Origin of the sequence: Paenibacillus sp. PvR133 (assembly GCF_017833155.1) — a bacterium.
Taxonomy (GTDB): Bacteria; Bacillota; Bacilli; order Paenibacillales; family Paenibacillaceae; genus Paenibacillus; species Paenibacillus polymyxa_B.
In genome coordinates this window covers 5,645,766-5,668,653 of the sequence record NZ_JAFIBS010000001.1, presented here as the reverse complement: position 1 = coordinate 5,668,653, position 22,888 = coordinate 5,645,766, and the positions used below count along the sequence as shown (strand labels likewise).

Below are 22,888 nucleotides of genomic sequence, written 5' to 3'. Positions count from 1 at the left end.
TCTATGTGTTTCGGATTAGTTGATTAGGCGGCTTAGGCCGTCTGATCAATGATCTGGTATACTGCGTGTAAACAAATATTATCTTTAGGAAAGTGGGAGGAACAAATTATGCAAACAACTTTTAGAATTACGGATGAAGACGGTATCCATGCACGTCCTGCAACTGCGCTGGTAAATACAGCTAACAAATTCAGCGGTGCTGAATCTTTTGCCGAAGCTAACGGTAAAAAAGTAACTTTGAAATCCATTCTGGGTGTATTGTCCCTGGGTCTGGAACAAGGCGATACTATTAACATTATCTGCGAAGGCGCTGAAGCTGCCGAAGCACTGAAAGCTCTTGAAAATGTAATCGTTAACGAAGGGCTGGGCGAAGTTCATGCTTAAAATTTCCGGGATTGCCGCTTCGGCAGGCATAGCCATTGCCCGGGCGTTTATCTTGGAGCATCCGAATTACGCTGTAGAGAGACGCGCGGTTGGTGATGTTGAAGCTGAAATCGCGAGATTGGATGCGGCTTTGGCACAATCTCAAACCGAATTGGAATCGATTAAGGAGAAAACGCTTCAGGAGCTGGGAGAGAAAAAAGCAGAAATTTTTGCATCTCACCTGCTCATCCTGAATGATCCTGAATTGATCGATCCGGTTAAAGCTAAAATCAGAGACGAGCAGCTTAATGCTGACTATGCTTTGAATGAAGTAGCTACACAGTTCATTTCCATGTTTGAAAACATGAAAAGTGCCTATTTGCAAGAACGCGCATCGGACATGCGTGATGTAACCAAGCGGATCCTGAATCACCTGCTTGGTGTTCATTTTGTTAGTCCTGCAGAAATTGCCGAAGAAACGATTGTGCTTGCAGAAGATTTGACACCTTCCGACACAGCTCAGCTGAACCGTGAATTTGTTAAAGGTTTTGCAACGAACATCGGCGGACGTACTTCGCATTCGGCTATTATGGCTCGCTCACTTGAAATTCCTGCAGTTGTGGGAACGAAAAATATATTGTCTCAAGCTAAAAGCGGTGATTTGATTATCGTTGATGGTTTGGATGGTCACGTATTCGTGAACCCTACCGAAGAGATTGTTGCGGAATACCGTGCTAAACAGGTGGCATACGACAAGCAACGCGAAGAGTGGCGTAAGCTGCGCGGCGAAGCTACGGTTTCTGTCGATGGTGTCCATGTCGAACTGGCAGCCAATATTGGTACGCCTAATGATGTAGCTGGTGTTCTGGACAACGGTGGTGAAGGCGTTGGCTTGTACCGTACGGAGTTCTTGTACATGGGACGCGATAAGCTTCCATCCGAAGAAGTACAGTATACGGCGTACAAAACCGTTCTGGAAAGAATGGAAGGTAAACCGGTTGTAGTTCGTACTTTGGACATCGGTGGCGACAAAGAACTTCCTTATCTGGACCTGCCGAAAGAAATGAATCCGTTCCTCGGATTCCGTGCTATTCGTCTGTGTCTGGATCGCCAGGATATTTTCCGCACTCAATTGCGTGCTTTGTTGCGTGCGAGTGTGCATGGTAACCTGCGCATCATGTTCCCAATGATTGCTACGCTGAACGAATTCCGTGAAGCTAAAGCTGTTTTGTTGGAAGAAAAGGAAAAGTTGGTAACCGAGGGTGTATCCGTATCTGAAGAAATTCAGCTGGGCATCATGGTAGAAATTCCTTCTACAGCGGTATTGGCTGACCAATTCGCAAAAGAAGTGGATTTCTTCAGTATCGGTACAAACGATCTGATTCAATACACAATGGCAGCGGATCGCATGAACGAGCGGGTTTCTTACCTGTATCAACCATACAATCCATCCATTCTGCGTCTGGTGAAAATGGTTATTGATGCCGCTCACCGTGAAGGACGTTGGGTTGGTATGTGTGGCGAAATGGCAGGAGATACAACAGCAATTCCGTTGCTGCTGGGTCTGGGACTTGATGAGTTCAGTATGAGCGCAACTTCCATTCTGCCAGCACGTAGTCAAATCTCCAAGTTGTCCCGTGCGGACATGGAAAAACTGGCTACAAAAGCTCTGGACATGCAAACAGCAGAACAGGTTGTTGAATTGGTTCAAAGCATCGAAGGTTAAGGAAGGGTATTACATTTCAAAGGTTATATCTTTTTCCAACAAAAAAATTGCTGTGTACATACAGCAGCCGGTATCTAATAGATACCGGCTTTTTTGCATGCTTTAAGTAGAATTTGTTTTTAACTGCATGAGCAATTCAGTACAGGTTTGCGAGCTGCGGTAGTTTCGTCCAATCGTGTGACTGGAGTAGTATATGGTGCATTGAGCACCAGCTCAGGGTTCTCTTCTGCTTCCCGCGCAATATGAATCATAGTGTCAACAAAAGCATCAAGTGTCTCCTTACTTTCCGTCTCCGTGGGCTCGATCATGATGCACTCCTCTACATTCAGAGGGAAGTAAATTGTAGGCGGATGGTAGCCGAAATCAAGCAGCCGTTTGGCTACATCAAGCGTACGCACTCCAAATTTTTTCAAGCCTCGCCCTGACATGACAAATTCGTGTTTGCAATGTCCAGGGTAGGGCAGGTCAAAATGTGGAGCGAGTCGATGCATCATGTAATTGGCATTGAGCACAGCGCATTCCGATACACGCTTTAAGCCGTCAGGACCGTAGCTACGGATATAGGCATAGGCACGAACGAGAATACCGAAGTTGCCGTAAAAGGCTTTAACCCGTCCAATAGAATCTCCCTGTTCCCGGTCCCAGTGGTACACCCCCTGCGGATCCCGTACGACAAGCGGCTTGGGCAAATAAGGGATGAGCCGTTGCTTTACGCCGACAGGCCCAGCGCCGGGGCCACCGCCGCCGTGCGGGGTACTCATCGTTTTGTGCAAATTGAGATGCACTACATCGAAGCCCATATCTCCGGGACGGGTAATCCCCATGATGGCGTTGGAGTTTGCCCCGTCATAGTAAACCAGACCACCCGCTTCATGCACGATGGCAGCAATGTCAGTGATTTGCTTCTCGAACAGCCCAAGCGTGTTCGGATTGGTCAGCATGAGCGCCGCGGTGTCGTTGCCTACGGCTTGACGTAACGCATCCAGATCCACCAGCCCCTCAGGGGTGGAGGGAAGGGTGACTGTTTCGAAGCCCGCGACGGTTGCGCTGGCGGGGTTCGTTCCGTGCGAGGAATCCGGCACGAGCACCTTGGTACGTCGCTCACCACGTGCTTCGTGGTATGAGCGAATCATCATCAGCCCGGTCCATTCGCCATGGGCGCCCGCGGCGGGCTGAAGCGTGACGGCATCCATGCCAGTTAACGCAGCCAAATCATTTTGGAGCGTATACAGCAGCTCCATAGCACCCTGGATGCTCTCCTCGGGCTGATATGGATGGATTTTGGCGAAGCCTGTATATCGGGCGACATCCTCATTCACTTTCGGATTGTATTTCATCGTACAGGAGCCGAGCGGATAAAATCCGTTGTCCACGCCGAAATTGCGCCGGGACAAGGCAGTATAATGCCGAATAACGTCTACTTCGTATACCTCGGGTAATGCCGCAGGTTGGCTGCGCAGCGCATAATCTGGCAAAAGCTCTGCCACCGGGCGACGGGGAACGTCGCACTCGGGAAGGGAATAGGCGATGCGACCCGGACGGCTCAATTCAAAAATGAGCGCTTGATCGTGTTCCTTCAACAGCCCTTGTTTCTGATCCTGTCCGGTGTGTGTCATAGCAATCCCCCCAAGGTGTGTACAAATTGGTCAATCTCTTCTTTGGTCCTTTGCTCCGTCACGGCAATCAACATGTGACCAGCAAGTTCCTCATAGTCCCGGCCCAAATCGTAGCCAGCGATAAATCCAGCAGCTAGCAGCTCGGCCTGGAGTTTGCTCATATCCGTACCCTCAGGCAGTCTAAGGGCAAACTCATTAAAGGTTGGTGCGTTAAACGAGGCAGTTACGCCCTTCAAGCTCAGCAATTGCTCTAAAGCATAACGGCTTTTATGCAAATTTAGCTCGGCTACTTCCTTGATCCCCTGTCTACCCATGACAGACAAGTATACAGATGCAGATAAAGCTAGCAACGCTTGGTTGGAGCAAATGTTAGAGGTGGCCTTTTCGCGGCGGATATGCTGTTCCCGCGCTTGCAAGGTCAGCACGAAGCCGCGTTTACCGTTGCGGTCTGTGGTCTGACCCACAATACGGCCGGGGATACGGCGCATATGTGCCTGAGAAACGGCAAAGTATCCACAGGTCGGACCGCCGAGAGAAGAGGAGATGCCAAGTGGCTGCGCGTCTCCTACCACAATATCCGCGCCCTGTTTGCCGGGTGTTTCCAGCAAGCCAAGTGCCAGTGGATTGGCACTGACGACCAAAAGACCTTTGTGCGCATGGATGAGGTCAGCCATCGGCTTCAGGTTTTCCACGGCTCCGAAAAAGTTGGGGCTTTGGACCAAAACAGCCGCGGTCTGTTCCGATACGGCTGCCGCTAGCGCATCAGCATCCGTTACGCCGTCCGAACAGCCGATCTCCACGATGTCCAAATCCAATCCGCGTGCATAGGCTGCCAATACCTGACGTGCCTCCGGATGGACGGACCTTGATACGATAAGCTGTTTACGGCGGGTAGCTGCGGCGGACAGTGAGCCCGCTTCCGCCAGTGCAGTCGCTCCGTCGTACATGCTGGCATTAGCTACAGCCATGCCCGTCAATTCGCAAATATACGACTGAAACTCGAAAATGGCTTGTAGCTCGCCTTGGCTTACTTCCGGCTGATAGGGGGTGTAGGCTGTATAGAATTCCGAGCGTGAAGTGATGTGCTGGATGACGGACGGAATATGATGATCATAAATTCCTGCGCCAAGGAAGCTGGCATGTGTGTCTGTATTGGCGTTGTGTCCGGCCAGCTCGGCCAAGTGGCGGGTTAAGGCTTTCTCATCGAGTCGAGAAGAGAGAGGCAGTTCCCCTTGATATCGAATGGCCTCTGGAATGTCACTGAATAAATCATCAATAGATGATACACCCACCACACGCAGCATTTCGGTTTGATCCTGTTCAGTCATAGGGAGATAACGATGCTGCTTCATAGGTTCTGACTCCTTTCGAAAAGCAAGATTTTAGATCGTAAATTAGCTAATAAAAAAGTGTGTGAGATGAAAAACCCAGAAGTTCATATCTGACATATTTGCTTTATAGAAATAAAAAGAGTTTAAGATCAGCGCGGGCGTTTATAAAAGGGTGTTGCCACCACCTCGGCACGCAGGCGTTTGCCACGAATCTCAACCTCCAACGGTGTGGAGGGGGCGCTAAAACGACTGTCCACCAAGGCGAGGCCCAGATTACGCTTCAAGGTGGGCGACTGAGTCCCCGTTGTGACCTCACCAATGTGTTGTCCTTCTGCGAATACCGGGTAATGGGCGCGTGGGATACCGCGATCAATCATTTCCAGCCCGATCAATTTGCGAGGAATCCCTTGTTCTTTCTGACGTTGCAGTGCTTCTCTACCGATAAAATCTCCTTTATTCAGCTTGACGAAGAAACCTAGACCAGCTTCGAGTGGTGAAATCGTGGCAGATAACTCCTGACCATATAGCGGCAACCGTGCCTCAAAGCGTAGTGTATCCCGAGCACCAAGTCCAGCGGGAATCAGCCCATACGACTCACCGGAACGAAGCAAACCCTCCCATACGGCTGGTGCTTCCGCAGCAGGTATATAAAATTCAAAACCGTCTTCGCCCGTATATCCGGTTCGTGAGACCAGTGCTTTTGCTCCGAACAATGGCACATTCTCATGGAAGCGGAAAGATGCCAGATTCGTAATGTCCGTATCTGCCACGGCTGCGGCAATACGTGCTGCCTCCGGTCCTTGCAACGCTAGCAATGCTATCGCATCAGACACATTCTCCATGTGAACGGATGCAGGCATATGGCGAATTAGCCAATCCCAATCCTTATCGATGTTGGATGCGTTCACAACGAGCATGTAGCGTTCCGGTCCTTTGCAGTAAACAAGTAGGTCGTCTACTACCCCTCCATCGGGGTAACACAGGAGTGAATATTGTGCCTGACCTGGTTCCAACTGGCTGACATCATTCGTGGTCACCCTTTGCAGAAAAGCTTCGGCTTCTTTGCCTTCAACCAAAAATTCGCCCATATGCGATACATCGAATAAACCCGCACGTTGCCGGACGGCCTCATGCTCCTTTTGAATGCCGCTAAACTGAACCGGGAGCTCCCAGCCGCCAAAGTCAATGCAACGAACCCCAGACTGCGTCCCGTAGGACGAATATAGCGGTGTTTTTCGCAAATTAGTCATTATTCCACTCCTATCCGGTGTGATCGGCTAAACAAAAAAAGACAGGCCGAAAAAAACGTATAGACGGCAGTCTACACTCTTTTTTTCAGCTCTGTCCTTGATACCAGAAAGTTACCCCGGTATGTACCGGGTTTCCCCTTGGGTGATCCGCTCCAATAGCGAATGCTCTCCAGAGATGCGTCCGGCAGAGGTCCTTTTGCCTGAGAGATTCACCTGCAATGCAGGTTTACTCCTTCGGCGCTACCTTCGGGATCAACGGTATATTACCTGGCTTTGCAGATAACAACCTGATCCGATTCGCGTGCACTTATGTCTCACAAGCGGCAACAGCTATGCGAATCTTTTTGGCAGTCTCTCCCTCCGCGTTCATCCGCGTTTGCAGTTGTCGGGGTGTTTCCCAAAGCATTTGCTATAACCCATTAATACGCAAATTCATTCAAAATGTCAATAAAAATGTCATCAAAAACAATAGAAAAAACATTTAATATATAAATAAGGATATGTAAGCGTTTGTTATAAGCTATCATATTTTTATATAGTACGCTATATGAGGTGATATGAAGTATTTTTGTTAGTATTATTGACATGAGTGTTCTTGTTGTCATAATCTTAACCTGTCTAGTACAGGTGAGCAAAAGCGATTTTATTCATATGGAAGTGAGGGGAACAGAATGGGTGAAGTAAAGCAGCAACTTTGGTATACAGACGAACATGAGTGGGTTCAGCGGACAGAGAATGGAACGGTACGAATTGGTATTACAGACTTTGCACAGCATCAACTGGGTGATATTGTTTTTGTAGAATTACCTGAGGCGGGAGCAACGATTGAGCAGGGAGCGGAGATCGGTACGATTGAATCGGTGAAGACAGTATCCGACCTTTTTGCTCCGGTGACGGGAACCATACTAAAAGTGAATGAAACGCTGGAAAGTACACCTGAGCTAGTGAATGAATCTCCCTATGAAAAAGGTTGGATGATCGAAGTAGAGATGGATAAAGATGTGGAGGAAGCCTTGGGCAAGCTACTGTCTGCGGATCAGTATGAGCAGTTGATTTCCGATGAGCAATAATGGAGCATTGTAGTATGGAGTAAGAGGGTTATTTGTCTGCTCGATTTTTGTATAAAATAGTCGCTATGATTTGACGTAGCGGCTATTTTTTTGTCTTTTTGCAAACGTAATTACGTGTTTTATTCTGATTTAGAGGGTTGTCCCCATATAAGAATCATACATAATCCAGCACGGTTTTTCGACTAATTTCTATAGCTACAGGTCATATTAAGAAGAATTATGCAGGTATAATACCTTCCCGGATAATTTAAATTTAAATGTTGTCATCAACGTTCATGACGAAAGTACGTTTTCATTTCGTTGATGAAGATAGCGCTGTCATTTAGTATGAATTTTAAGAAAAGGTAGTGATGCTTACCTACAAGGAGGATTTGAATATGAGTACATTGGACGCAAAGCCAAGTTCAAAAGGAGGCACTCGTGTCGTCGTACAGCGTTTTGGCCGTTTTCTTAGCGGTATGGTTATGCCCAATATGGGAGCCTTTATTGCGTGGGGGTTGATTACGGCACTCTTTATTCCGACCGGTTGGTTCCCGAATGAAGGTTTTGCACAATTGGTTGACCCGATGAAAAATTATTTGTTGCCGTTACTGATCGGTTATACAGGGGGCACGATGATTCACGGACAGCGTGGAGGTGTGATTGGTGCCATTATGACGATGGGTGTCATAGTGGGAGCCGATATCCCGATGTTCCTGGGCGCGATGGTAGCTGGTCCGCTGGCTGCGTGGATATTGAAGAAGTTCGACAAGGCCATTGAAGGCAAAGTCAGATCAGGCTTTGAAATGCTGGTCAATAACTTTTCGGCCGGAATTATCGGTGCCATTCTAGCGCTGCTTGCCCATGTGGCGATTGGCCCGATTGTACAAATGATCAGTCAAGTGTTGTCGGCAGGGGTACAGTTCCTCGTGAACGCAGGGCTATTGCCGCTTGTCAACCTCATTATTGAGCCCGGAAAAGTATTATTTTTAAACAACGCGCTGAATCACGGAGTATTGAGTCCGATTGCGTTAGAGGAAGCTGCAAGAACAGGAAAATCCGTACTGTTTATGCTGGAATCCAACCCTGGGCCGGGGCTCGGTATTTTGCTAGCCTACTGCCTGTTCGGCAAAGGCTCTGCGAAGTCATCGGCTCCTGGAGCGGTCATCATTCATTTTTTCGGCGGGATTCATGAAATTTATTTCCCTTATATTTTGATGAAGCCGATTTTGATTCTTGCTGCTATAGCTGGGGGCGTTGTGGGAACCTTCTGTTTTATGTTGACAGGTGCCGGACTGGTTGCTGCTCCTTCACCGGGCAGCATCATCGCCTATTTTCTAATGACGCCAAAAGGCGGATATTTGCCAATGCTGAGCGGGGTGATCGCTGCTGCGGTCGTATCCTTTGCTGTTGCCGCAGTGTTACTCAAGACTAGTAAGCAAAAAGAAGAGGGGCTGGAGGAAGCTGCTTCCCGCCTGAAAGATATGAAAAATCAAAGCAAGAGTGCAAGTGCTAACGCCACTGTAATGGAAGATAACCACGAATCTGATCGTGCTGCTGAGATTGCCGCAGCTCGAACGCTCAAGGATAAATCCGAAGTGAACAAGATCGTCTTTTCCTGTGATGCAGGTATGGGTTCAAGCGCTATGGGCGCCTCGATTTTACGCAAAAAAATGAAGCAGGCGGGTGTAGGCGTAACAGTTACGAATACGGCAATCAGTGAAATTCCACAGGATGCGGATATTGTCATTACGCAAAAAACGTTGACAGACCGGGCTAAAACAGTAGCCCCGAATGCTGAGCACATTTCCATTGACAATTTTCTGAAGAGCCCTGAATACGAAGCGCTGGTTGAACGTCTGAAATCCGATTCTTAATCCCCGTCGTAGTCAGGCGGACTGTATGCAGTGTACGTCTCCTGCTGGAGGGATGAGCTTGGGAAGGAACGGTATGCGCTTATGAATATTACGAAACGACAACGTGACATCGTGGAATATCTTCTGGAGCAGTCCAAAGAGGTTACAGCCGGGGAAATTGCCACGAAGATCAATGTCAGCACAAGGACGGTTCATCGGGAACTGGGCGCAGTCGAGCATTGGCTGGCAGCTCATGAGGTGAAGCTGGAGAAAAAGTCAGGGATTGGTATCTGTATAGATGCTGACCCAGCTCAGCTTGTATGCCTGCGAAGGCAATTGCTGCATACAAAGTCAGACGAATATTCGGCTGAGGAGAGAAAGATCGTGGTTCTCTGCATGCTGCTGGATACACAGGAGCCGATCAAGCTGCTGGCGCTGGCTTCAGACTTGAAAGTCACGGTAACTACGGTCAGTCATGATCTGGACGAATTACAAGGCTGGATTGGGGAACGGGGGCTCGTGCTTGTCCGCAGACGGGGGTACGGCGTCGAGATTACAGGACGGGAGACAGACAAAAGACGGGCGATTTCCGAGCTGGCTCTCGAATATTTGGATGAATCCGATCTGTTTTCAGCCCGGGAAGAACTTCGTTCTGTGACCCGTGTCGCCGACAAGTTGCTGGAGATGATTGGCAGAGATAACCTGCTGATTGTGGAAAAGGCCCTCTGGCAGCCCCATGAAAAATGGTTGGAAAACATGGTGGAAAGCAAATACATGGAGCTGCTGATTCAAATTTGCGTTTCGCTGGTACGTCTGCGACTCGGGTATGTTATAGATCCTCTTCTCTCGTATTTAAAAACAGATTCAGATGAAAATATCATGCTTCGCACAGCTATGGTGGAACGCATATGCACGGAGTTGTCAGAGGCGCTGGATATTGAATTTCCAGAGCCGGAACGATCTTATCTCAGGCTGCTATTTCGTGATGCCGAGGATCACTCTACCCGACTACTGCCGTTGGATGATCTCGTACTGTTGGAGTCGGTTCATGAGTTGATTCGTCGTGTGGAGGAAGAGACAGGCACGCCATTGGAAGAGGACCGTGTTCTGCGTGAAGGACTGATTGCCCATATGGCCCCGGTGTTCAAACGTTTGAAGGAAGGCAGGTCGATTCGTAACCCCCTCCTTCAGCAAATCCGCAAGGATTACAGCAGCTTATTCGACTCAGTGAAAAAGGCTGCGGCGGACATGACAGAAATGAAAGTACCAGATGAAGAGATCGGATTTCTCGTCATGCATTTTGGCGCTTCGCTGGAGCGGCTACGACAATTGCGGCGGGAGGTGCGGGCCATCGTAGTCTGCACGAGCGGTATTGGATCATCCAGACTTTTGGCAACAAGGCTCGCCAAAGAGCTCCCACAGATCAAAATTGTGGATAGGGCTTCATGGTACGAGGCGGCGCGGATTCCCAAGGAGGATTATGATCTGATCATTTCGACAGTAGAGCTACCGCTTGAACCGGATCGGTATCTTAAGATCAGCCCGTTGCTGACGCAGGAGGAGAGTGATCGCCTGCGTCAATTCATCCAGCATATTACACTCAATCATCCCAATGACCATCAGCAGGAACAGGCTGTTCAGCCTGGTCAGGATATAGAGTGGCTTACCGGTCTGCGGAAAAGTCTTGAGGAAATTGTACACATTGTACAGCAATTTCAAGTGTATCCGCTGGAAAATCAGGGGATGGATATGGCGGCGACCGTAGAGGCTATATGCATGTTGGAGGCGGGGCGGGGGAATGTTACAGAGCCTTCTGCGGTTGCTGCACAGCTCATGGAAAGAGAGCGCCAAGGTAGTCAGGTGATCTCTGATACCTCCATTGCTTTAGTTCATACGCGCAGCCACTATATTCGCAAGCCTTCGCTTACCTTGTATAAGCTGGCAGAGCCGCTGTTGGCGGATACAGGCGAACAGGTAGAATGCGTGCTGCTCATGTTGGGACCTCGTGAGCTGCCGAGAGAAAGCTTGGAGGTATTGAGCGAGATTAGTGCATTACTCTTGCAGGAAGACATGGTTACGCTACTGGAACACGGTAGCAGGGATCATATTGTCAATTATATATCGAGTGAGCTAGCTGAATTTTTCCACAGTAAATTAGGGACAGGGAGGAACCTACCGTGAGTATTATGACGATAGACAAAGTAAAAATGAACGCAACCGCCAAAGACAAATATGAGGCGATTCGTATGGCTGGACAAATCCTGCTGGATGCAGGACATATTTCAAGTGAGTACATTGACAAGATGCTGGAACGCGAGGAGATCGTGTCCACCTATATCGGGAACGGGTTGGCTATTCCACATGGCACCAAGGAATCCAAGATGCTTATTCAATCCACAGGCATCTCCATCGTTCAGTTTCCACAAGGCATAGATTTTGGGGAAGAAAAAGCATACATGGTAATCGGCATTGCAGCACAAGGCGGCGATCATATGGAGATTTTGACGAGTATCGCTGTGGTGTGTGCGGAGGAAGAAAATATGGATAAACTTCGCAACGCGGTGACCCCACAGGAAATTATAGATCTGTTCGAAAGTGAGATGGAGCTATGAGAGCCGTCCACTTTGGAGCAGGAAATATTGGTCGCGGCTTTATCGGATTGATTCTGTCGCGTGCAGGCTATGAGGTTGTCTTTTCAGATGTCAACGACACCCTTGTATCCGAGTTACGTCGTCGTAAACAATACACCGTAGAGCTAGCCAATGATACAAAGGATACGGAGCTGGTCACGAATGTGACGGCGATTGACGGCAAGGATGCATCCGCTGTAGCGGATGCGGTAGACCATGCTGATCTGGTAACGACCGCCGTAGGGGTTAGCATCCTCAGGCATATTGCAGCAGGTATTGCCGAGGGAATAGCGAGGCGGGTGGAGCGAGGGGCAGGCCCGCTGCATGTGATTGCTTGCGAAAATGCAATCGGAGGCAGCGCCCAACTGAAAGAGCATGTTTTTGCGCTACTGGATGAGGCGACTCGTGCCAAGGCAGAGGCTTCGGTATATTTCCCCAATGCTGCTGTAGACCGGATTGTGCCGATCCAACACCACGAGGACCCGTTACATGTGCAGGTAGAGCCTTTTTACGAGTGGGTGGTGGATCGTTCACAAATGGCACCTGAGCATGAAGAAATCGAAGGCATCCTGTACGTGCAGGATCTAGAGCCTTACATTGAACGAAAGCTGTTCACGGTGAATACGGGGCATTGCGTGGCAGCCTATCTTGGTTATACCGCAGGTTATGCTACCATCCAGGAGGCCATGAAGGATAGCAAGGTGGTGGATTCGATACAAGGGTCACTGGAGGAGACAGGAGCAGTGCTTGTGAAGCGCTTCGGTTTGGATCAAGGGGAGCATAAGAAGTACATCTCTAAAATTTTGGATCGCTTCCGCAACCCTAATCTGACAGACGATGTTACTCGAGTCGGACGTTCACCGTTGCGCAAGCTGTCTCCCAATGATCGTCTTGTACGTCCCGCGCTCCAAGCGCAGGAGTATGGCATCCCGACGGATCATCTGGCGTTAGGAATGGCGGCTGCCTGTAAATTTGATATTACGGAGGACCCCGAGGCAGTCGAGCTTCAGCAGGTGATCCGCAGTGAAGGACTGGGTGTGGCGCTGACGCGTTATACTTCCATAACCGCAGATCACCCGTTACATCGGCAGATATTGGAGCAATATGATATTATAAATTCATAAAACAACGAATTATCAACATCTACTTTCGATAATCCTCTTGAAGATAAAGCATCCACATCAACACTAACGTGTTCTGTAGAGATGTGCTTCAAGAGGATTTTTATATGCGTGATTTACATCACATAACAACCTGCTTAAATTGTTTATATTGATAATGATTATCATTATCTATAAAATGAAATCATTACTATTATAAGTATTAGGGAGGATTATAGTGAAACCGATCTATATTACCTTAGGGTTTTTATTTTTGGCGCTTGGAGTTATTGGTGTAGTGCTACCGTTGCTACCGACTACACCGTTTCTGCTGCTAGCGACCTTTTTCTTTATGCGGGGATCCGAAAGGATTCACCAGTGGTTTTCGAATACCGCTCTGTACCAAAAGCATCTAGAGAGTTTTGTTCAAACAAGGTCGTTGAAGCTGTCTACGAAAATCACCACATTGGGCTTAGCGTCAGCGATGCTGATTACAGGCTTTATTTTCACCCCTAATGTGTGGGGCAAAGCGCTCATCGTCTTGGTCATCCTTTTTAAATATTATTACTTTATATTCCGAATCGGAACAGTGAGAAACGCTGCAGCAGAAATAACGCCTTCATCTTCACTTGCCCCTACTCCGAAAAAAAGGTCTAAAATGGTCGACAGCCGTCTGCTCGGTCTAGTGGAACATTCTCGGAAATATATCGTATTGGGTGTGCTTGTGCAGTGGATCGGTCTTTTGGGGAGTATAGCCGCTGTGTTGTCTATGGCCTTTGTTATGCAGCAGGCATGGGAAGGACAAGTGACTCGCAAGCTGATTCTATCTATGACGGTCATTGTTATTACTGCTATTGCAGTTCGCTGTCTGAGCAATTATGCAGCCAGTATGTTATCCTATCGTGCTTCGGTAAATGCTAAAAAAACGCTGCGCTCGCAAATTTACGGCAAGTTGCTCAAAATGGGACCCGCATATACAGATCATACCTCCACCTCGGGAGTTATACAGGTTGCTGTAGAAGGGGTAGAGCAGCTTGAAACCTATTTCGGTAGATACATGCCTCAGCTATTTTACAGTCTGCTTGCCCCTGTAACGTTATTCATCACCCTCTCTTTTGTCAGCTTCAAAGCAGCCATTATACTGTTGATCTGCGTTCCCTTAATTCCAGTGTCGATCATTGTCATTATGAGGATGGCTAAAAAGCTTTTTCGGAAATATTGGGGCAGTTACGTCAATCTGGGCCACAGCTTTTTGGAGAATGTACAAGGTCTGACTACGCTCAAAATGTACGGAACAGACCAGGATAAACATCAGGAGATGAACACAGCAGCTGAGGATTTTCGCAAAATGACGATGAAAGTGCTGACTATGCAGCTTAACTCCGTGGCCATTATGGATCTTATCGCATTTGGTGGTGCCGCTGCGGGTGTACTGGTCGCGGTAAGCGAATATTCTTCAGGTCATATTGGCTTGGCGGGAGCAATCATCATTGTTTTGCTGTCGGCAGAATTTTTCATTCCTCTGCGTCTGCTGGGTTCTTACTTTCATATCGCCATGAACGGAATGGCAGCAAGCGACAAAATATTTCAAATGTTGAGTACTGAGGATCTTATACAAGGACAAGAAAGCATAGAAAACACAGATATTCGACTGGAACAGGTGAGTTTCGCCTACGACGAAAGAGATACCTTACGAAATATATCCATGGATATTCCCCAGGGCAGCTTTGTTTCAATTGTTGGGGAATCAGGCTCTGGTAAAAGTACGGTAGCCGGATTGATCGTTGGGCATCACGAGGGGTATCGAGGAAGTCTGACGATTGGAGGAAAAGAGCTTACCGATATTTCAGAAGGAAGCCGCATGCGTCACATGACCTGGATCGGTTTTAACAGCTATATTTTTAAAGGCACAGTGGAAGCAAATTTAAAAATGGGCAATGAGCACGCGGATGAGCAACAAATGCTGGAAGCTTTGCGACAAGTGAAGCTGTATGATTTTATCCTTTCAGAAGGAGGACTGGAAGCAGAACTGGAGGAGCAAGGGGCAAATCTGTCAGGAGGACAGCGCCAACGGCTAGCACTAGCCAGAGCATTGCTGCATGATAGTCGTGTGTACATTTTTGACGAGGCCACCTCTAACATTGACAGTGAAAGTGAGGAAGGCATTATGGAGGTTATACATGCGCTGGCAGGTCAAAAAACAGTGATTCTTATCTCTCACAGACTGGAAAATGTAGTTCAATCCGACTGTATCTATGTGCTGCAAAACGGTTTGGTGGCAGAATCGGGAACGCATCATGAGCTGTTGAGCCAGCAGGGACATTATGCGGAGATGTATCTCAGTCAACACCGGGTAGAGCAGTTTGTAAAAGGAGGGGCTGTATATGCGTAGACACGGATTACGGATCATGGGCCAATTATTGGTATTGGCGGGACCTCTTTTACCTGTGCTACTCATCACGATTGTTACAGGAGTGCTTGGTTTTGTTTGTGCTATTGGCATTATAGTGTTTGGAGCCCTAGCTCTGCTTACAGCAACGGGCATCACGACAGGCTACACCATGTCGTTTTTGCTGACGGCGATCGTCGTTTGTGCCGTACTGCGCGGCGTATTCCGTTATGGCGAGCAAATGAGTGGTCATTATCTCGCTTTCAAGCTGCTGGCTGTACTGCGTGATAAGGTACTTCAAGCCCTGCGCAGACTCGCTCCAGCCAAATTGGAAGGCAAGGACAAGGGGAATCTGATTTCACTCATTACGAGTGATATTGAGCTACTGGAAGTATTTTATGCGCATACGATAGCGCCTGTTATGATCGGCATCATCACTTCACTACTCATGGTGTTTTTTATAGGTTCTTATGAGCCTCTGCTAGGCTGGCTTGCTGCGCTTGCTTACCTAACTGTCGGTTTATTTATTCCTTTACTCACATCACGTATGGGCAAACGTCAGGGGATGGAATACCGAAGTAGCTTTGGCAAGCTGAGCAGTTATTTTTTGGACAGCTTACGGGGTATGAAGGAAATTGTGCAATATGGGCAAGGAGAACAACGTTTGAATGAGATTAACCGTCGTACGGATCAATTGGATGCCAAGCAGAAGGACTTGAAGCATCATGAAGGTATCACAAGAGCCATCACAGATGCGGCTGTAGTTGGATTCTCATTCTTGATGCTGCTGGCTGGATTGTACGGTATGTCTAATGGTCACGTTGACTTTACAGGTATGCTAATTTCTGTCATTGCCCTGTTTAGTTCATTTGGTCCTGTCGTCGCACTGAGCAATTTGTCCAACAATTTGCTTCAAACGCTGGCGAGCGGGGAACGAGTGTTGAGTCTATTGGAGGAAACCCCGGAGGTAGAGGAAAATATCGAAGGGATGAGTGTTGCCTTTACTGGGGCACAAGTAGACAAGGTGACTTTTGCATACGATGGTCAAACGGTGCTGAATGATGTAAGTCTCACGATACCGCATAAGCGGATTCTAGGCATTCAGGGTAAAAGCGGCTCTGGTAAGTCTACGCTGCTGAAGTTGATGATGCGATTTAGGGACCCGCAGCAAGGTGGAATTTTGCTATCCGGACACGATTTGAAGGAAATTGGGACCCGACATTTGAGAGGGTTACAGAGCTATGTAGACCAGCATACGTTCCTGTTTGATGATTCAATTGCAACTAATATCAAAATCGGAAAGCCTGATGCTACACATGAGCAGGTTGTGGAAGCAGCACGTAAGGCATCCGTGCACGATTTTATTATGACCTTGCCTCAAGGGTATGACAGCCGAGTTGGAGAATTGGGGGACAGGCTGTCCGGTGGAGAACGCCAACGCTTGGGGTTGGCGAGAGCCTTTGTCCATAATGCGCCTCTCTTACTGCTCGACGAGCCTACCAGCAATTTGGACAGCCTGAACGAGGCGATTATTTTAAAATCGTTAAAGGAACAGCAGCAAGATAAAACGGTTGTCCTTGTTTCGCACCGAAGTTCTACCATGCGGATTGCAGACGATATTTTTGAAATGGATAACCGTAGATTGTCCTGACTTTTCTAACGTGTTTTTTAACGTACTTATTTAGCGATAAGTGATGAAATCTAGGAAATTATTGTTATGCTTGAGGGCAAAAGCTGTAGCCTGTTCATGGTTTTGTCATAAAATGGAGTGTGCGTTGAAATGGAAGCGTCATCCTTATTTAAATCATCCAGCTTTTCAAGCTTGTCTTATTTTGATAGCCTATTAGGTGAAGATTTTACAAAATCCTGAGGTATATTGACAAGTCATAAACATCATAAATGATGGATGAACAGAGGCTGTAAGCCGATGTACAGAAATGGGTGGTGAACAAGAATGTCAGATTTCAATCAGCTCAAAGAGCTTGAGCACACAACATATCCCATATATGAAGGCTATGATTTGGGTCTTACTTATACGCCTGTGGGCAGCAAGTTCAAGGTATGGGCACCGACTGCGCAGCAGGTCCATATAGCGTTGTATAACGATGCGGGGGTGTACGATCAGGAGGGGAACGTTCAGGAGCACAGCGGTGGTCAGGAATTTCTCATGAGCCGTGATGATCAAGGTGTATGGTCTATAGAGCTGGAAGGGGACTGGAACAAATATTATTACATGTACAGGCTGGAGTGGGCGGACAACACCATTCATTATGCTGCCGATCCATATGCCACAGGGGTATCAGCCAACGGGCAGCGTACAGCGATCATTGATTTGGCTCAAACCAACCCGGACGGATGGGAATTGGATGTGGGGCCTACACTTAAGCGGCCGACAGATGCCATTCTCTATGAGCTTCATGTACGTGATTTTTCGATGGATACCCATTTTAATACGGGGGAAAAAGACTTATCTGCTGCTCAGGGACGGTTTGAGGCCTTTACGTATACGGGATTGAAGGATACTGAGGGGAACAGCATCGGGCTGGATCATCTACTGGAGCTGGGCATTACACATGTTCATTTGCTTCCAGTAGCTGATTTTCATACGGTAAATGACTTTGCGGAATTAGATACTGAATATAACTGGGGCTATGATCCGCAGCATTATAATGTGCCGGAGGGGTCTTATTCTTCCAATCCGGCTGATCCGGAGACACGCATACGAGAGCTGAAACTGCTGGTACAGTCTTTGCATACTGCCGGCATCGGTGTCATTATGGACGTTGTGTACAACCATACTTATTCGGTGGAACAGGGGCCATTTGAGCCTGTTGTACCTGGATATTATTACCGTACAGATGAACAAGGGCAGCTCACCAATGGATCAGGGGTAGGTAATGAGGTGGCAACCGAACGTCCGATGGTGCGCAAGTATATCAAGGATTCACTACGCTATTGGGCAGAGGAATATCATATAGACGGCTTTCGATTTGATCTGATGGGTCTGATTGATACCCCAACCGTGGTGCAGCTTACGCAAGAACTTCGCTCTGAAGTGCGTTCGGATCTGCTTATCTATGGTGAGCCTTGGACGGGAGGAGAATCTCCGCAACCCTTGCTTACGCTAAAAGGAACGCAACGGGACAAAGGCTTTGCTGTTTTTAACGACAACTACCGTTCTGCTATTAAGGGGGATAGCGACGGTACTGGGAGCGGGTTTGCCACAGGGGCAGAACATCAGGAGGAACAGGTGCTTAAAGGTGCTTTTGGGGCTATTCATGATTTCACAGCTCAGCCATCGGAGACCGTCAATTATGTAACTGCCCACGATAATCTCAATCTGTGGGATAAAATTTTGACGGTAAGACATTTGCGGGAGCATTGTCGTTTTCCACAATGGGAGCAGGGGAAGCCACAGGATGGGAGGACACCTGAACAAGCTGTTGCCGAAGCAGACCCGTATTGGGAACTGGATGAAAATAACTTGCTAGAGGACGAAACCGTACGCAAGTCCCTGTTAGCTAACGGCATGGTACTCACATCTCAAGGTATTCCTTTTATTCATGCAGGGGATGAACTGCTGCGCTCCAAATGTGGAGACCATAATAGCTACCGAAGCTCAGATGTAGTCAATGCCATCCGTTGGGATAACAAGGCGAGGTTTCGCCCAGTGTTTGATTACTACCAAGGCTTAATTGCTTTGCGACGCAGCCACCCGGCATTCCGAATGGATCATCGTGAGCTGGTGGAGCAGCACATGGAAGTGCTGCAAAGCAGTGGGCATGTGGTGGCTTTTGCTTTGAGGCACCATGCTAACGGTGATGCCTGGAATCATATTGTGGTGATTTATAACGGCTCAGATGCAGAGCAGACGATAGCATTGCCTGCGGAATCGGATCGTTGGCATGTGGTCGTGGACGCACACGGGGCTGGTAATGAGACACGGTATGAAGTCGTAGGCCATCGTGTAACCGTATCACGCTGGTCGATGATGGTGTTATATGATCAGGAAGAACCTGCACGAGTCTCATTTGTGACTGAACAAGATCAGGCTAATCGTCAGGCGGAGAACGAATTGGAAGACTCGGATGATGGGACAGTTCAAGAAATTGCAGGTACAGCCATAGCGTTGACAGATGTCCAGCTTGGAAAAGATAGTAAAGTCGCCCCATTTCGCACGATTGAACTGATCTACGAGCGTGCGGATCGGCAATACACTGGCTGGAACGTATGGGTATGGGGAACGGGGCACCGCGACGGACATGTTGAATTCCGTGATTTGGATGATGGTCGTGCAGTAGCGCGTATTCAGGTGGCCCCTGATATACAGCGAATCGGCTACATTGTCCGGCTTAATCACTGGGATGCCAAGGATGTGGAGGCAGATCGATATATTGATATAGACCCGAACCAGTCTGTGATGCAGGTATTGATTCATAGTGGCAGAGAAGAATATTTGCTACTGGTAAATGATAATCGGGCCGGATAGACTTGTATGCTTGGTCGCTATATACACGAAAGTAGCATTTTTCGATCATTTCGAGAAATGCTACTTTTTTATGCAAACGTGTGTCAGTTTCAGAAAAAAGGGGTAAAATAGAATTATGGACTTGTTTAGTTTTGCCAGCTTGCTGGCTTATATCCTGTAGTACGACTGGTAAACAGGCAAGATTCTTGGAGGAAAATCATTTGTAAGGTAACCTGAAGGAGGTTGTATATCATGAGTTCTAATGGAGGAAGTATTCAACTGACCGCCCAGCCGAGAACAGAGAAGAAGGGTTCGGCTATTCGTGAATTGAGGTTAAAAGGACGGATTCCAGCTGTGGTTTACGGCTCTGAGCTTGAAGGAACCCCTGTACATGTCGATGCCAAGGAATTTAATAAAGTAGTCAGAACCGGACGTTCAGAGGTGTTTAACCTCACTGTAGAGGGTGGAGAAACCATTCCAGTTATTATTAAAGATTATCAACAGCGTGACAATCAGTGGTTGCATGCCGATTTTTTGAAAATTGCCAAAAACAAACCGCTTCGCGTGCGTGTTTCTATTGATTATCAGGGTACACCTGTAGGTACAAAAACAGGCGGTATTCTGCAAGTTCAGGAAACGGAAGTAGAAGTCGAAGGTCTTCCGGCTGATTTACCATCTACCATTGAGGTGGATGTATCCGCACTGGATGTTGGCGACAAGCTGAGCGCTAGCGACTTGAAACTCCCTAAAGGAGTAACACTGCACGTCCCTGAAGAAGAACTGCTTGCTTCTATTATCGTTCCGCGTGCAGTTGAAGTGGAAAATGCTGCTGTGGAAGGTGATGCAGCGGCAACCGAAGGCGCTAAAGAGGCTTCCGAAAACAAGGAATCCTAATGTTGTCAGTTGGTATATGAACCTTTTCCAATTGCGAAGATCATCAAAAATGAATTCAAAATCGCTCCCTGCTAGGGGGCGATTTTTTGCATTCATTCATTTATTTACGATTACATACTCTTTCCCTTTAAAAGTTGTCCTGTTGTAATTTGGCGATTAAAGGGAATGTGGAGTGTTTGTACGATTTTCATTCACTACGTGTTCTGATATGACGATATATAAAGTATGGCATTTACATTTTTATTTTATAAATACCTAATATATATCTAAGGAGCGCGTACACAATCATGGACAGAACGAGTGAATTGTTGTGGCAAAGAAACAAATTGGTGATCATTATTTTTTGGATTATGGCCTTGAGTGGCATCGTCCCGGCATTATCTAATCCCTCGATGTGGGTATCTAATGGTGTAGGATTTGTAGTCGCGGCAGTTTTAACGATCCTGAATATGAAAAAGAAAGGAATCCGCCTTATTCCGTGGATTACTACGTTTTTTAGCGTATTAATGTGTATATTTTTGAACTTATCTAGCGTCGAGGTAGTGACCACCATATTAATTTGCTCTTTGTTTTTGCTGTATCCGTCTTACCGATATTTTCTGGTAGCTATGACCTTAAATCTCTGTAATATTTTTGTGCAAATAACAATCGGTACGCCCCCAGTTCCCCCAGCTACCGGTTCTTTGCGCTATGTGCATGAGTTTATTATTGTTTTACTCATTGGTTTACTACTGTTAGTGGTATCGGTGTTAAATCAAAAGCAGTTTAAGAAAAGTGAAGAGCAAAATAAAGATATCGATGCTACAAGGCAACGAATTGAATTTCTGTTTGAGCAAGTTAAACAAGCAGTGGCTGGATTGCATAACTTTACAGAACGATTCAGGAATCAAGTGGATGCTACGGGCAGCGTGACGCATGAAGTCGCTATCGGGTTTCAGGAGGTTGCCAAAGGGGTAGAAATGCAAGCTTCGAATATCACCGAGGTTACGGATAACTTGGCCCAATCTGACCGGCACGTGCGAGAGGTAGCTGATCATTCCCGAGAACTGAAGCAGCTTTCCGAAGATACGAAAAATGCCGGGGACAGAGGGAGCAGTCAACTGCTGGCATTAACGTCTCAAATCAAGGATTTGGGTCAGGTCATGAGTCGTACCAAAGAAGAACTGGATGAGTTTAAAGTACAAAGTGATAGCATGTCTGCCATGCTTAAAGATATTACTCAAATCTCAAAACAAACTAATTTGCTGTCCTTGAATGCATCCATTGAGGCCGCCAGAGCGGGAGAACATGGAAAAGGATTTGCCATCGTGGCTGGAGAAGTGCGTAATTTGGCTGAAATGGTAGGGAACACCTCGGTGGCGATGGAAGGTATCTTGACTCAACTGAGAACTCAGATGGATTCTGTCGTAAGTCAATTTGACATGGGACAGCAAAGGCTACAGCAAAGTATGGAATCGGCACATTCGACCGAAATTGTACTGGAGGATATCCTGCAAAATGCCAATAAAGTGTTGCAGCAGGCCGTAGATGTGGAAAACAGTACGAATAGCATGCAGCAATACTCATCTCAGGTTGTTCAAGAAATGACGGAATTTTCAAGTGTAACGGAACAAGCGAGTGCAGCGTCAGAACAAATTTTGGCTGGAGTAGAGGAGCAACGAAATATAACCTCCAATATGGTGACCGGGTTTAGTGAGCTGGAGGCGTTGATTATCCAATTAAAAGAACTGGTACATGATCAGAAGGAGGACAACAGTCCTACCGAAATCAGCAAAAGCAAATAACCGAAATGCTTCATTTTCGGACTAGAGATCCGGGGATTATCGCTATCAAGCGGTACTCTCCGGTTTTTTACTGCGCTTGAAGAAGGGAAATGAAGAGGGGATTTCTAGAAGCTATAATTAGATGGAAGTTGATGGTATAATTTGTGGCAGTTTAAATGCTTTGTAACTAAGGGGGGATAAATTCTTATGGAGCTTAAATATTTGTTGATCGGCGTGTTGAGCCTATTGGGTAGCGGAGTGATATATACGATGGAGCGCTTTATATCCGTCATTCAATGGGCTGCGAATTCCGTCCCTGTTAAATTGAATAGTTCGGGCATGTTTATGCCGAAACCTGACATGCCGAGTTTTGTTGATAATATATTTGTTATTATTTTATTTGTATGTGGCTTGATGATACTTGGGTATGGTGTGTAGAACGACGTACACGAT

The 22,888-nt window shown here is 47.2% G+C and carries 16 protein-coding genes and 1 riboswitch; of the genes, 13 read left to right on the top strand and 3 right to left on the bottom strand.

Annotated elements, in window-relative coordinates; translation table 11 throughout:
* Nucleotides 1-108 precede the first annotated feature (108 nt).
* Nucleotides 109-384 carry an HPr family phosphocarrier protein gene (locus tag JOE49_RS24750; RefSeq protein ID WP_013372579.1) on the top strand — a complete coding sequence of 92 codons (276 nt, stop codon included), beginning with the start codon at nucleotides 109-111 and terminating at the stop codon, nucleotides 382-384.
* Nucleotides 377-2,089 carry a phosphoenolpyruvate--protein phosphotransferase gene (gene ptsP / locus JOE49_RS24745; RefSeq protein ID WP_023989880.1) on the top strand — a complete coding sequence of 571 codons (1,713 nt, stop codon included), beginning with the start codon at nucleotides 377-379 and terminating at the stop codon, nucleotides 2,087-2,089. The genes JOE49_RS24750 and ptsP overlap by 8 nt, the downstream gene beginning before the upstream one ends.
* A 119-nt stretch (nucleotides 2,090-2,208) precedes the next feature.
* Here ptsP and gcvPB read toward each other — a convergent pair whose 3' ends face one another.
* The 3 genes from gcvPB to gcvT form a co-directional block, all read right to left on the bottom strand.
* Nucleotides 2,209-3,705: an aminomethyl-transferring glycine dehydrogenase subunit GcvPB gene (gene gcvPB, locus JOE49_RS24740; protein WP_160790174.1), complete on the bottom strand. Its 1,497-nt coding sequence runs from the start codon at nucleotides 3,703-3,705 to the stop codon at nucleotides 2,209-2,211.
* On the bottom strand, nucleotides 3,702-5,057 hold the full coding sequence (gcvPA, locus tag JOE49_RS24735) for an aminomethyl-transferring glycine dehydrogenase subunit GcvPA (protein ID WP_028542454.1): 1,356 nt from the start codon (nucleotides 5,055-5,057) through the stop codon (nucleotides 3,702-3,704). The genes gcvPB and gcvPA overlap by 4 nt, the downstream gene beginning before the upstream one ends.
* Nucleotides 5,058-5,185: 128 nt before the next feature.
* Nucleotides 5,186-6,286 carry a glycine cleavage system aminomethyltransferase GcvT gene (gcvT, locus tag JOE49_RS24730; RefSeq protein WP_209943337.1) on the bottom strand — a complete coding sequence of 367 codons (1,101 nt, stop codon included), beginning with the start codon at nucleotides 6,284-6,286 and terminating at the stop codon, nucleotides 5,186-5,188.
* Between the two features lie 178 nt (nucleotides 6,287-6,464).
* Nucleotides 6,465-6,563, bottom strand: a riboswitch (glycine riboswitch).
* A 394-nt stretch (nucleotides 6,564-6,957) separates the two neighbouring features.
* Between gcvT and gcvH the strand changes: the two genes are divergently transcribed.
* The 11 genes from gcvH (at nucleotide 6,958) to JOE49_RS24675 (ending at nucleotide 22,873) form a co-directional block, all read left to right on the top strand.
* A complete protein-coding gene (gcvH, locus tag JOE49_RS24725; protein WP_023989876.1) occupies nucleotides 6,958-7,356 on the top strand; it encodes a glycine cleavage system protein GcvH in 399 nt (132 codons plus the stop codon).
* A gap of 377 nt (nucleotides 7,357-7,733) precedes the next feature.
* Nucleotides 7,734-9,212 carry a PTS mannitol transporter subunit IIBC gene (locus JOE49_RS24720; RefSeq protein WP_209943335.1) on the top strand — a complete coding sequence of 493 codons (1,479 nt, stop codon included), beginning with the start codon at nucleotides 7,734-7,736 and terminating at the stop codon, nucleotides 9,210-9,212.
* Nucleotides 9,213-9,293: 81 nt separating this feature from the next.
* Nucleotides 9,294-11,372, top strand: coding sequence for a BglG family transcription antiterminator (locus JOE49_RS24715; protein ID WP_076295859.1), 2,079 nt, complete (start codon nucleotides 9,294-9,296; stop codon nucleotides 11,370-11,372).
* Nucleotides 11,369-11,803 carry a PTS mannitol transporter subunit IIA gene (locus JOE49_RS24710; RefSeq protein WP_028542458.1) on the top strand — a complete coding sequence of 145 codons (435 nt, stop codon included), beginning with the start codon at nucleotides 11,369-11,371 and terminating at the stop codon, nucleotides 11,801-11,803. Before JOE49_RS24715 ends, JOE49_RS24710 begins: the two co-directional genes overlap by 4 nt.
* Nucleotides 11,800-12,945, top strand: a complete 1,146-nt coding sequence (locus JOE49_RS24705) for a mannitol-1-phosphate 5-dehydrogenase (protein WP_076265314.1) — start codon at nucleotides 11,800-11,802, stop codon at nucleotides 12,943-12,945. Before JOE49_RS24710 ends, JOE49_RS24705 begins: the two co-directional genes overlap by 4 nt.
* Before the next feature lie 214 nt (nucleotides 12,946-13,159).
* On the top strand, nucleotides 13,160-15,313 hold the full coding sequence (locus JOE49_RS24700) for a DUF454 family protein (RefSeq protein WP_209943334.1): 2,154 nt from the start codon (nucleotides 13,160-13,162) through the stop codon (nucleotides 15,311-15,313).
* Nucleotides 15,306-16,961: an amino acid ABC transporter ATP-binding/permease protein gene (locus JOE49_RS24695; RefSeq protein WP_209943333.1), complete on the top strand. Its 1,656-nt coding sequence runs from the start codon at nucleotides 15,306-15,308 to the stop codon at nucleotides 16,959-16,961. Before JOE49_RS24700 ends, JOE49_RS24695 begins: the two co-directional genes overlap by 8 nt.
* 303 nt (nucleotides 16,962-17,264) lie before the next feature.
* Nucleotides 17,265-19,799, top strand: a complete 2,535-nt coding sequence (gene pulA, locus JOE49_RS24690) for a type I pullulanase (protein WP_209943331.1) — start codon at nucleotides 17,265-17,267, stop codon at nucleotides 19,797-19,799.
* Between the two features lie 231 nt (nucleotides 19,800-20,030).
* Nucleotides 20,031-20,672: a 50S ribosomal protein L25 gene (locus JOE49_RS24685; RefSeq protein WP_028542463.1), complete on the top strand. Its 642-nt coding sequence runs from the start codon at nucleotides 20,031-20,033 to the stop codon at nucleotides 20,670-20,672.
* 287 nt (nucleotides 20,673-20,959) lie between these two features.
* Nucleotides 20,960-22,456: a methyl-accepting chemotaxis protein gene (locus JOE49_RS24680; RefSeq protein ID WP_209943323.1), complete on the top strand. Its 1,497-nt coding sequence runs from the start codon at nucleotides 20,960-20,962 to the stop codon at nucleotides 22,454-22,456.
* Between the two features lie 186 nt (nucleotides 22,457-22,642).
* A complete protein-coding gene (locus JOE49_RS24675) occupies nucleotides 22,643-22,873 on the top strand; it encodes a hypothetical protein (protein ID WP_028542465.1) in 231 nt (76 codons plus the stop codon).
* Nucleotides 22,874-22,888: the final 15 nt, after the last annotated feature.

Coding starts and splice junctions, on each gene's coding strand:
- JOE49_RS24705 (WP_076265314.1), top strand. CDS start 11,800: ATGAGAGCCGTCCACTTTGGAGCAGGAAATATTGGTCGCGGCTTTATC.
- gcvPA (WP_028542454.1), bottom strand. CDS start 5,057: ATGAAGCAGCATCGTTATCTCCCTATGACTGAACAGGATCAAACCGAA.
- pulA (WP_209943331.1), top strand. CDS start 17,265: ATGTCAGATTTCAATCAGCTCAAAGAGCTTGAGCACACAACATATCCC.
- ptsP (WP_023989880.1), top strand. CDS start 377: ATGCTTAAAATTTCCGGGATTGCCGCTTCGGCAGGCATAGCCATTGCC.
- gcvT (WP_209943337.1), bottom strand. CDS start 6,286: ATGACTAATTTGCGAAAAACACCGCTATATTCGTCCTACGGGACGCAG.
- JOE49_RS24750 (WP_013372579.1), top strand. CDS start 109: ATGCAAACAACTTTTAGAATTACGGATGAAGACGGTATCCATGCACGT.
- gcvH (WP_023989876.1), top strand. CDS start 6,958: ATGGGTGAAGTAAAGCAGCAACTTTGGTATACAGACGAACATGAGTGG.
- JOE49_RS24680 (WP_209943323.1), top strand. CDS start 20,960: ATGGACAGAACGAGTGAATTGTTGTGGCAAAGAAACAAATTGGTGATC.
- JOE49_RS24675 (WP_028542465.1), top strand. CDS start 22,643: ATGGAGCTTAAATATTTGTTGATCGGCGTGTTGAGCCTATTGGGTAGC.
- JOE49_RS24715 (WP_076295859.1), top strand. CDS start 9,294: ATGAATATTACGAAACGACAACGTGACATCGTGGAATATCTTCTGGAG.
- JOE49_RS24720 (WP_209943335.1), top strand. CDS start 7,734: ATGAGTACATTGGACGCAAAGCCAAGTTCAAAAGGAGGCACTCGTGTC.
- JOE49_RS24695 (WP_209943333.1), top strand. CDS start 15,306: ATGCGTAGACACGGATTACGGATCATGGGCCAATTATTGGTATTGGCG.
- gcvPB (WP_160790174.1), bottom strand. CDS start 3,705: ATGACACACACCGGACAGGATCAGAAACAAGGGCTGTTGAAGGAACAC.
- JOE49_RS24685 (WP_028542463.1), top strand. CDS start 20,031: ATGAGTTCTAATGGAGGAAGTATTCAACTGACCGCCCAGCCGAGAACA.